This window comes from Pseudoalteromonas rubra, assembly GCF_000238295.3.
Taxonomy (GTDB): domain Bacteria; phylum Pseudomonadota; class Gammaproteobacteria; order Enterobacterales; family Alteromonadaceae; genus Pseudoalteromonas; species Pseudoalteromonas rubra.
Genome location: NZ_AHCD03000044.1, coordinates 1,020,476 through 1,032,489 on the forward strand (window position 1 = coordinate 1,020,476; position 12,014 = coordinate 1,032,489).

Sequence of the window (12,014 nt, forward strand, 5' to 3'; positions counted from 1 at the left end):
CCTTTTTTATGTGGTGATTATTCATCAAGCGTCAGAACAATTCTGCCAGTGATGTCATTATTAAGCATGTTATCAAAGACTTCATTGATGGCTTCGAGTGGTTTGGTCTCAACAATGGCTTTTACTTTACCTTCTGCTGCAAATTGCAGGCATTCAACCAGATCCTGGCGGGTACCGACGATACTGCCCACGACACTGACGCCTTTGAGCACAGTATCAAAAATGGGAATTGGCATTTCCTCTGGTGGCAGGCCAACCAGCACACACACTCCACCACGTTTAACGCTATGAAAAGAAGCCGTAAAAGCTGATTTAGAAACTGCTGTACATACTACCGCCTGAACGCCGCCAAGCTGTTCTTGTATCGTAGTAGCAGGATCTTGCTGTGTATAATCCACAACCATATCGGCACCCAGAGAGCGAGCCAGAGCAAGTTTATCGTCGCCACTGTCCACTGCCACGACATTGAGGCCCATAGCTTTGGCATATTGAATCGCCAGATGACCTAAACCGCCCGCACCAACAATCGATACCCAGTCACCCGGTTTTGCTCCTGAAACTTTAAGTGCTTTGTAGGTTGTTACGCCTGCGCAGAACAAGGGAGCAGCTTCGACAAAGGGCACATTTTCGGGGATTTTAACCACATAATTGGCGTCAGCTTTAGTAAATTGTGCATAACCGCCATCGACCGAATAGCCACTGTTTTGCTGCTGTGGACAGAGGTTTTCTTCTCCTTTTAAGCAGTGTTCGCAATGGCCACAGGCACTGTGCAGCCAGGGCACGCCAACTCTGTCTCCGAGGGACAAATGGGTCACATCGTCGGCCTTTGCCACGACAGTGCCCACGCCTTCATGACCTGGGATCAGGGGGAGTTTAGGCTTAACGGGCCAGTCCCCGTGACAGGCATGCAGATCTGTATGGCATACACCACATGCAGCAATTTCAACCAGTACTGAACCTGGGGTCAATGATGGCTTGGGTACTGTCTGAATTTCTAAAGGTTGTTTAAATGCATGAACGAGCGCGGCTTTCATAAGAGTCTCTCCTGAAGGTGTTAGCCACGAGTATAGAGATTTAAAACTGACATATTTTGATCCGGCGCAAACTCGCCAGCGACTGTGTATTCATTTTAGGTTCGTCACTGCGTCGCTAACTTTTGGTCAGAATGTAACGATTGTCATACACCCGGCTCAAGATATCTGTGCGTTTTCAAAAATAGCAACTAAACTTCATGCAAAATAGCAGCTTGTATTAACTTCCTGTGATTGATTGCTGGTTGCACAGAGGTTTGGGTGGTCCCTTTATGTGTACGTAAGCAACTGTAATTTACCAAAGTAACCAGCTGCGTTAAATTTGTCATATAGCCTGCTTTGTCATTCATCGCTAATTATGTGGCGTTCAACGCAGGCAACACAAGGGGTGAGCGCTTACCCCGATTTAACACTCAATGTGCCGGTGGTTGCATATTTGTTAAATTTGTATTCTATTTTGCTTTATTTTTTAGTGCTTTGTGATAGCATCAGTATGAAAACCACCGAACAGGAAACGTTTTAGCTGTTTATAAAATAGCTACATGCAGATAAAAACAACGTTAGGGAATGGTATTTTTAGTTCAGTAGTCGTCCCGCCAGATTAACACTAACAAAGAATTTGAACCTGATTTAATGCAGTGTGCTTTGGTTTATTTTATTACTAATCAAAGGCTTGCACTCTTCGGGTGTTAAAGGTGTAGTTGATTAGCAAGGCTTGCGGTTTTAAGCGGTTAGTTAACCTTTAAACCACAATGGCAGGGTGATACGACTTTGCGGTTATTAGTAACCACAGAGATCGTACTTTGTTATTGTGCTTATGTAATTAATTGGTTTTTTCCAATTTTACGGTTCAGACAACTGTGCTTAATACCAATCGTGGCGCTAGCTAATATCGCCCATGCTGGGCTATTGAGTCAGATGTTCTGATCAAAGGAACTTACTCAATAAACCTTGTATGGGTATGGCATGAATAACGACTTAGTGGCTACATTAGTGACATTGGCCCGGACACGTGGCGATGACATTGCATATCAGTATTTCTTCGAAGATAACCAACCGGCAGTTTCCCTGAGCTACGCGGAGCTCGACTTAAAATCCAGAAAAATCGCAGCACGTTTGCTTACTTATTTTGACAGAGGCGACAGAGCTTTGCTCCTGTACAACTCAGGGTTTGAGTTTGTTGAAGCTTTTTTTGCCTGCCTCTACGCCGGTATTGTTGCGGTGCCTGTATACCCGCCAAAAAAGAATCAAAATACCGATAGACTGAGGAGCATCATAGAAGATGCCGGCGCAACGGGTGCGCTGACCAGCAGCAAGATTTACGAAATCGCTCAGCCGCTATTTGAGGCTGAAACCAGCCTCAGCAATGTGTCTATCATTGCCACCGACAGTGACGGGGTCGAGCAGGTTGAGCCCATGGCCTGGCAGGACATTCGCATAGCACCGCAAGATTTGGCCTTTTTGCAATATACCTCAGGTTCGACGGGTAGCCCCAAAGGGGTGATGGTGAGCCACGCGAACATCATGGACAACGAAGAAATGATGAAGCTGGCCTTCGGTCACAGTGCCCAAACCCCAATCGTCAGCTGGCTGCCGCATTTCCATGATATGGGGCTCATCTTTGGGATCTTGCATCCTATTTACATTGGTGCCCCTGCGGCGCTGATGAACCCGACATCGTTTTTGCAAAAGCCTTTGCGATGGCTGAAGTTACTGAGCGAGACTAAAGCCGTGACTTCCAGTGCCCCAAATTTTGCCTATGACCTGTGTGTCGATACGATAAAAGAAGAAGAGCTGGCAAACTTAGACTTATCGCATTGGCAAAGTGCACTGAATGGCGCTGAGCCTGTTCGGGCCAGTACACTTGAGCGTTTTTATCAGAAATTTAAACGCTGCGGTTTTCGTCGTGAGGCCACGGCCCCCTGTTATGGCATGGCTGAAACCACCTTATTTGCCACGGGCGGACGTTTAATGAAAACGCCGACGGTGCTGCAGCTGGATAGTAAAGAGATGCATCAGGGAAAAGCATCGTTACTGAATGAACCTGCGGCGTACTCAGAGTCGTTTTATGATTTGCATGTTGCCGATAACACGCCAACAGATAATCAGCCCTATTATGCGGTGTCTTGCGGCAGCACCTGGCATGGTCATACTCTGGCGATTGTGGACCCGGAAACTAAACAGCGCTGTGCGGATGGACATACCGGTGAGATCTGGGTGAAAGGCGCCAGTGTTGCTCAGGGCTACTGGCGTAAGGCTGAGCAGACCAAAGAGATTTTTCAGGCGCGTATTGCTGATGATAATGACGGCCCTTATTTGCGCACTGGCGACCTGGGTTTTGTTCATCAAAACGAGCTGTATGTCACGGGGCGCGCCAAGGACGTGATGATTTTCCGCGGTAAAAACTACTACCCTCAGGATATTGAGCTCACTGTGGTGGAGGCGCATGCTGCCATGGACAATAATGGCGGCGCGGCGTTTTCCTATTTGTCTGAACAAGGCGAAGAGCGTTTGGTTATCGTGCAGCAGGTCAAGCGCACGGCGGTGCGCAAACTGAATGAGCAAGAGATCTTTGCCGCCATTACGTCAGCGATTACCGAACAACATGGCATTACACCGTATGAGGTTGTGTTGATTAAGCCCGGGCGGATCCTGAAAACCTCCAGCGGCAAAATTCAGCGTCAGGAAAACAAACGCCATTATCTGGCAAATACGTTTGACGTGTTAGCCCGTTCACGAGCTCAGCAGAGCGTGTCAGACAAAGCATCACACCCAGCAAAAAACACGCCTTATACAGACATTGAAGCGACGTTACGCACTGTCTTACAGGAAGTGGTGGGGCTCGAAGTCGACCGCCAGCCGAACAGTCTGGATGTTGACGCCACCTTTTTATCTCTGGGTGTCGACTCGATGAAAGCCGTACGGATCTCGGGTGAGTTGATGGAGCTGCATGATATTGAGCTCGAAGCCACGGTGCTTTACGAGTATCCATCGATTGCCCAGCTTGCTAATCATCTGAGTCAGTTTGACTCAGTACGCGAACGATTGAGTGCACAAGTGCCTGAACACTCAGCGCAGCAAGCGACAAATTCGACGGCCACGCAATACCAGTGTGAAGCGCGTGCGCTCACGGATAATATGGATGTGGCTGTGATTGGCATGGCATGCCGTTATCCGCAAGCCACAGATCTCACTGGATACTGGCAATTGTTGATGGATAAACGCGATGCCATTAGTGTGCCAAACGCAGTGCGACAGGCGTTGTGTCCTGAACTCGGCCAGACGCGTCTGGGAGGGTATCTGGATAATATTGAGCAGTTTGATGCCGGGTTATTCGGTATTTCACCGGCAGAAGCCAGATACATCGACCCACAGCATCGTTTGCTGCTTGAAACCAGCTTCCATGCCATTCAGTCAGCCGGCATGATGCCCGCTGAATTGGCCGGTCAGCCCGTCGGCGTATATGTGGGTATTTCTCAGAATGACTACTTCAATATGTCGAACAAGGCACAGCAGGGTAATGCGTACCTCGGTACCGGCACCGCACTGAGCATTGCGGCCAACCGTCTGTCCTACACCTATAATTTTACGGGCCCGAGTCTGTCGGTAGATACGGCTTGCTCTTCCTCTTTGGTTGCTTTGCACCATGCGCTGACCGGGATCCGTGCGGGTGATATGCCTATGGCGCTGGTGAGTGGTGTGAACCTGATCCTCAGTAATGAGGTCACTGACGCCTGTGAGAATGCGCAAATGCTGGCACAGGATGGTCGCTGCAAGACATTCTCGCGCGCTGCCGATGGCTATGTGCGCAGCGAGGGCGTGGGTTGTGTGTTATTAAAACCCCTGACTCAGGCAATGGCCGACAAAGACCCGATCTACGGAGTACTGAAAGGGAGTGCGGTGAATCAGGACGGGCGCAGCAATGGGATTACGGCACCGAATGGTGCATCGCAACAAAGGGTGATCAAGTCGGCTTTGCACAATGCGGCTTTAGCACCTGCGGATGTGCAATATATTGAAACCCATGGCACGGGCACTGAACTGGGTGATCCAATCGAAGTATCGGCACTGGCTAAAGTGTATGGCGAAGGACGCGCGCCCAACCAGCCTTTACTGCTGGGCTCTGCAAAAGCCAACATTGGTCACCTGGAGTCCGGTGCGGGCCTTGCAGGGCTGATTAAAACGCTGTTGTGCCTGGATAAAGGGCAAGTACCCGCGCAGTTACATACCGCGCAGCTCAACACCCATATTCCATGGCAAAAGCTGCCGGTGCGGGTTGCGACACAAGCCCAGAGCTGGCCTGCTCAGACGGGACAGGACAGGCTGGCAGCGGTCAGTTCGTTTGGGTTTGGTGGCACCAATGCCCATGTGATCTGTGCCCAGGCACCAACTTATACGGCTCAGGATAGCAAAACCTCATCGCAAAACTCGGGGTATGTGCTGCCATTGTCGGCAAAATCTGCCAAATCACTGACTGAGCTTGTTAGTCGTTATGCCGATACACTGAGCACGGCAACGCCACAAGCGTTCGATGCCCTGATCAGTCAGACCGCGAGCATGCCGCATTTCAAGGAAGCTCGTTGTGCTTTTGTCGGTGAAACCCGAGAGGCGCTCGTTGCGGCGCTAAAAGATCATGCTCAGTTAACTGGTTCTGCTGATGACGCGCAGGCGTCAACGCGGGATTTGGTGTTCCTGTTCACCGGGCAAGGGGCACAATATCCGGATATGGGCAAAGCTCTGTATGAGTCGCAGCCGGTGTTTCGTGATGCCATCAATGAATGTGATCGTTTGCTTGGCGATAAGCTGGGACCAAGACTAACCACTGTTTTGTACAGCGATCCGAGCGAGCAGTATTTGGCGCAGACCCAATGGACTCAGGTGTGTTTATTTGCCATCGAATATGCCCAGGCGCAGCTATGGCTCAGCCGGGGTCTCAAGCCGGAACGCCTGGTGAGCCACAGTGTTGGAGAATATGCTGCGGCCTGTATAGCAGGCGTGTTTTCGCTTGCCGATGCAATCAAGTTGATTGCAGAGCGTGGCCGGCTAATGCATGCACTGGCGGATAATGGTCGTATGGTGACTGCGCGCTGTGAGCGTGCGCAGGCTGATGCGTTGGTGGCTGATATAGCCGGTCAGCTCTCGGTATCGGCTTACCATGGTGAGTCGGGTGTGGTGTTTTCTGGTCACAATAGTGCCATGGATACTTTGTGCAAGGCGCTTGATGATGCAAGTATACGCCACAAAGCTATCAATACAGCGCGGGCATTCCATTCTCCGCTGATGCAACCTATGCTCAGTGAATTCGCTGAGGTAGCCGCACAAGTTACCTATCACCAGCCAACAATCCCTTTTATTTCGTCAGTTACGGGTCAGCAAGAAGCACTGCGGCTGTGCGATCCCGGTTATTGGGTTGAGCAGATCTGTGCGCCGGTACAGTTTGAATCTTGCATGGCTCAGCTGTCTCTATCAGATGCTTATTGTGCCCTTGAGCTGGGGCCTAAACCGGTGTTATGTGGCCTGTTGCAGGAAAATCGCCCTGCTGAACGGTGTGAGTTTTTACATGTATTGCATGCCAAAGGCGCGGATTTACCACGCTTGTTATCAGTGCAAGGGCGTTTGTTTGAGTTGGGCGTAACGCTTGACTGGAGTCAGCTATACGCGGATGACACTCAGCCCCATGTTCCATTGCCTTTGTATCCGTTTGATCACAGCCCTTACTGGATAGCGGAATTACCAACTGCATTAAGCGCGCAGCCCGATACTGAGGGAGCGCAGTTGCAGGCAGGTCAAGCGAGCATCACCCGGGAAGTGGCGATCCGTCATTTTGTGCTTAGTACCTTGTCGCGCTTGTTATCTATGCCAGTCAGTGACATTCAGACTCATGTGCCGCTATTGGAAATGGGTGTGGATTCGTTGATGATCATGAATGCTGTACGCACTTACGAGCGGGAATTTGGATTGGAGTTTAGTGTACGCCAGTTCTATGAAACGCTTAGTACGGTTGATTTATTGGTGGCATACATCATTGAACACAGTGATTATCAATGCCAGGAAGCAACGCCGACGCTACCATCAGGACAAGACAGCAGTGACACCGTACTTGCATTACCGGCCGAGTCAACGTCAGTTTCTGCACCCTCTGAGTTGGTTGCGACTATTTGTCGTGAACAATTGCAGGCTGCCGCGTCAGTCACCAATACCAGTGCAGCAACCAGTGTTGAAGCGGTCGCAGCGCGTCAATTAGCCATGCTTCAGGGTATGAGTGGCCAGACTGGCACACAGCCAGTTAGCACAGCATTTGCTGCGGTATCAACTCCGCAAGCTGTAACCACGCAAGTTCTGTCTGAACAGTCAGTGGCGCAGCAAAATGAAGCCGCTCAGGTTTTACCCGGGTTCGCTCAAAAGCAAATAACCACGGCTGCCAGCAGTCAATCTGTACAAAAGCATCTGGCTTCACTGATTGAACGTTATTGTGCCAAAACACCTTTGTCGAAAGCCATGGTGTCTGAACATCGCCCACATCTGGCGGACTGTCGCGCATCGGCAGGTTTCCGTATGTCCAGCAAAGAACTCCTGTATCCGGTCTTTGGACAACGCTGTGAGGGCAGTCGGATCTGGGATATTGACGGCAATGAATATATTGATATTACCATGGACTTTGGGGTTAACTTGTTTGGCCACAAGCCTGACTTTGTCACCAAGGCGCTGAATCAGCAAATAGAGAATGGTCTGCAATTGGGGCTGGCAAGTGCACAAGCATGTGATGTGGCAGAACTTATCAGTGAGTTAACCGCACTGGAGCGCGTTACCTTTTGCAACTCCGGCACAGAGGCGGTGATGACTGCGGTACGTCTGGCACGCAACAAAACCCGGCGTAACAAAATCGTGCAGTTTGAAGGGGCTTATCATGGCCATTATGACGGCACGCTGGCGCAAAATGCACCGGGCGGGGAGTCGGTTGAACCTATGTGCAGCGGCGTCAGAGCGGGGGCGATCAGCGATAATCTGGTGCTTGAATATGGTGCAGAGTCCGCGCTGGATGCTATCCGAGCGCAGGGCCGCGATATTGCCGCTGTGCTGGTTGAGCCGGTGCAAAGTCGTCATCCTGGGCATCAGCCCTGGGCATTTTTGCAGTCACTCAGAGCGCTGACTGCCGAGCTGGGGATCGCGCTTATCTTTGATGAGATGATCACCGGGTTCAGAGCGCATCCAGGTGGTGTGCAGGCGATGCTGGGGATCCAGGCGGATATGGCCACCTATGGCAAGATTGTCGGTGGCGGTTTGCCTGTGGGTGTTGTTGCAGGCAGTCATGAATATATGGATGGCATTGATGGGGGCGTCTGGCAGTATGGTGATACCTCTTATCCGCAAGCGGACACCACTTTTTTTGCCGGCACTTTCTGTAAACACCCGTTGGTGATGGCCAGCGCTAAAGCCGTTCTGAGTGAAATTAAAGCGCAAGGCGCGCAGCTACAAGAAGCGATTAGCGATAAAACTCAATATCTTGCACAAACACTGAATACGTTCTTTGCGCAGCAGCAAATTCCAATGCAGATAGAGCATTTTGCCTCTCTGTTTCGCTTCCGCTTTAGTCAGAATCTGGACGTGTTCTTTTATGAAATGCTCAATCGTGGCGTGTTTATCTGGGAGGGGCGTAATTGTTTTCTGTCGGCCGCACATACAGAAACAGACGTTAATGCCATTATCCAGACTGTCAAAGACAGTGTGCTGGCGCTAAAAGCGGCCGGGTACTTTGGAGAACCGGACCCGACAGATACACAGCCTGAGCGTTTCCCGTTAACGGGGGCGCAGCAGCAGCTACTGGCGCTGGCGCTCAAATCTGAGCAGGGCGCTCAAGCGTATCACTTACAGGCGGTATTGCGTCTCAACGGGCCTTTAGACAAAACCCGTCTCACGCAGGCGATTGCTCAGCTGCTAAGCGATTATCCTTTGCTGAGTTACACCGTTGATCCGCTCACTTTGTCGCATGTGCAGCTTACACGACAGGCTTTGGCTTTAACTGAGCATGAGTGCAGCGACAAATCACAACCACTTCAGACCAGGCTTACTGAATTGCGTTATCGGCCCTTTGAGTTTGGTGTCCAGCCTCTGTGCCGCTTTGATTTATTGTCAGGCGGTAGCCATGAGCATGTGCTGAGCATTAGTGCGCATCACGTGCTGTACGATGGGCTAAGCCTGCAACAGTTGATGAGTCGCATTGCGGACAATTATAGCCGAGCGGATAGTCAATCAACTCCACCTGCTATGGTGCACTTTAGTGCCTATGTTGAGGGCGTGGATCATTACCTGAATAGTGAAGGGTATCAGCAGGATAAAGCTTACTGGCTGGGTAAACTGACCCCGTGCGAAGCGCTGACTCTGCCAATGCGTTCCGGTGCAGGCAGTCAGGAAAGCTTTGCCGTTGAAAAGCGGGTGTTTACACTGGATGCGTTACCTCAAATTAAGGTGCTGAGTCAGTCTCAGGGATGTGGTCAGTTTGCCACCTTACTGGCTGTCTATACTTTATGGTTACACAAACTGACGGGGCAAAAACACATAGCAGTTGGCATACCGGTCTCTGATCGGGGCTTACTCAGTGGCAGCTACGACCCGGATGATTTGGATCAGCACTTACCTGGTTATTGCACCAATATCTTACCCATCGTCGCTGAATTCACCGACCCGCTGACTGTGGGTGAATTAATTAAGCAAGTGCAGTCCAGCCTGCTCGAGGCCTTTGAGCATCAGCACCTGCCATACAGCGAACTAACGCATGAGCCAGTGTGTCTGCCACAGACACTCTTTAACCTGGATAAAGTGCAACACTTACCTGAATTTTCCGGGCTGAATGTGTCGACTTGCTCAACGGATACCTGCTTTGGCCAGTATGAATTAAGCTGCAACCTGTTGTCTGTGGATGGTCACTGGACGCTGGAGTTGGAGTATCTGAGTGCACGCTACGACAGCGATATGATGAACAGCTATACGCAGTCGCTGATCACTCTGTTTGCGAGTCTTGAACCTGAGCAGGCGTGCAGCCATGCAAGTTTGCTGGACAGCGAGACTCGGGCACAGTTGCTGGCGCCGGTTGCTGACAGCCCAGCTTTGCCGTTGCTGCTGGATGCATTAACAGAGCAAGTGGTGCGCTCTGCACAAGAGACTGCATTGATTTGCGCAGGACAGTCGCTCAGTTATGAGCAATTGCAAGCGCGCGCCAACCAGCTTGCAAATTACCTGGCTGCACAGGGCGTGGGCCGTGACTCTTTGGTAGCCATTGCGCTGCCACGGCGGACCGAGCTATTGGTGGCTTTACTGGCCGTGTTGAAAACCGGTGCCGCGTTTTTACCTCTTGATTTGAGCTTTCCGCAGGCCAGATTGCAGGACATGCTAAACGACAGCCAGGCTGCTTTCTTGTTGTGTGATGAGCTGAGTGAAGCGGCAATCGCTATTGCTAATACTCATATTGATGTTGTCGACCTGGATGCCCGACAAACTGAGATTGCTTCATGCCCGAGTACATTTGAAGCCCAGGCAATCTCACCTCAGCAACGTGCTTATGTGATTTACACATCAGGCTCCACAGGCAAGCCAAAAGGGGTTGAGATCAGTCATGGCGCGCTGGCAAATCTGTTACATACAATGGTGAGGGAACCGGGCCTGTGCCGGACTGATTGCCTGTTGAGCGTGACCACCATTTCCTTCGACATTGCATTGCTGGAATTGTTCGGTCCCCTGATGGTTGGCGCAACAGTGCTGCTGGCCAGCGATCAGGCCTGTAGCGACCCAAATGCGCTGCTTGAGCTCATTGGTCAACAGTCGGTGACTGTCATGCAGGCCACGCCAACCTTGTGGCAATTACTGCTCTCGGCCCGCCCAGATTGTGTTGCCGGGTTAACCGTTTGGAGCGGCGGAGAGCCCTTGTCTGAGGTACTTGCTGCGCAACTGCTTTCGCAGGCAAAGGCGCTGTGGAATATGTACGGACCCACCGAAACCACCATTTGGTCTGCAACCACTCAGATCCTTGACCCTGACGATATCACCATCGGCAAGCCTGTCGCCAATACTCGCCTGATTGTGTTGAGTGAAGATGCGACATCGAGTGCTGACATGCAGCCTGATGGCGTATGGGGGGAGCTATGGATAGGCGGGGCTGGCCTGGCCAATGGCTATTTGGCACGACCTGAGCTAACCGACGCACGTTTTGTTACCTATGAGCTTGATGGTGAACACGGTGAAAGACTTTATCGAACCGGTGACAGAGCCCGCAGGCTGGCTGATGGCCGCTTTGAACTCGACGGCCGCCTCGATCATCAAGTCAAATTGCACGGTCACCGGATTGAACTGGGCGAGATAGAAGCGCAATTACGTAAGGTGCTGAGTGATGTGGATGTGCGTGTATTTATTAAAACCACAGCGCAAGATCAGAGGGCGTTGTGTGCTTATGCCATTGAACAGGGCGAACTGGCACAGCGCTGGAATATCAGTGCGCTGCGCAGTGCCTTGGCTAATCACCTACCAGCTTATATGTTGCCGGAGTATTTGTGCTGGCTCTCGCAGTGGCCAACCACGGCCAATGGCAAGCTGGATCGTAACGCGCTGACGGTACCCGACACCAGCAATGCGACACAAACCACTTTATGCGCGCCGAGCAACCCGGTTGAAACTCAGATCCTGACCTTCTATTTCGAGTTGCTAAACACGGAGCAGCTGGGTACCCGACACAACTTCTTTGAGTGTGGTGGCAATTCGGTGCTGGCCATGCAGCTGGTCTCTCGGTTAAACCAGCACTTTGCCATCAGAGCGACAGTGGGAGACATCTTTGATAACCCCAGTGTCATGCAATTGGCAGTGCGTGTGGAAGAGCTGGTGAGTGCAGGGCCAGTGACAGACTCACAAGGCGTTGAACGCCTCAGTAATATTGTCAGTGGTCGCGATATCAGTGTGGCATTAGATGATCAATCCATGACGGAGATGGACTTGTAA

At 51.2% G+C, this 12,014-nt stretch carries 2 protein-coding genes; one reads left to right on the forward strand and one right to left on the reverse strand.

Features of this window, described 5'->3' with window-relative positions; genetic code table 11:
- Positions 1-17 precede the first annotated feature (17 nt).
- Positions 18-1,034 carry an alcohol dehydrogenase AdhP gene (adhP, locus tag PRUB_RS25065; protein WP_010380830.1) on the reverse strand — a complete coding sequence of 339 codons (1,017 nt, stop codon included), beginning with the start codon at positions 1,032-1,034 and terminating at the stop codon, positions 18-20.
- A 963-nt stretch (positions 1,035-1,997) separates the two neighbouring features.
- Between adhP and PRUB_RS25070 the strand changes: the two genes are divergently transcribed.
- Positions 1,998-12,014 (forward strand): hybrid non-ribosomal peptide synthetase/type I polyketide synthase, encoded by a 10,017-nt coding sequence (locus PRUB_RS25070; RefSeq protein ID WP_040645625.1) that lies wholly within the window; start codon positions 1,998-2,000, stop codon positions 12,012-12,014.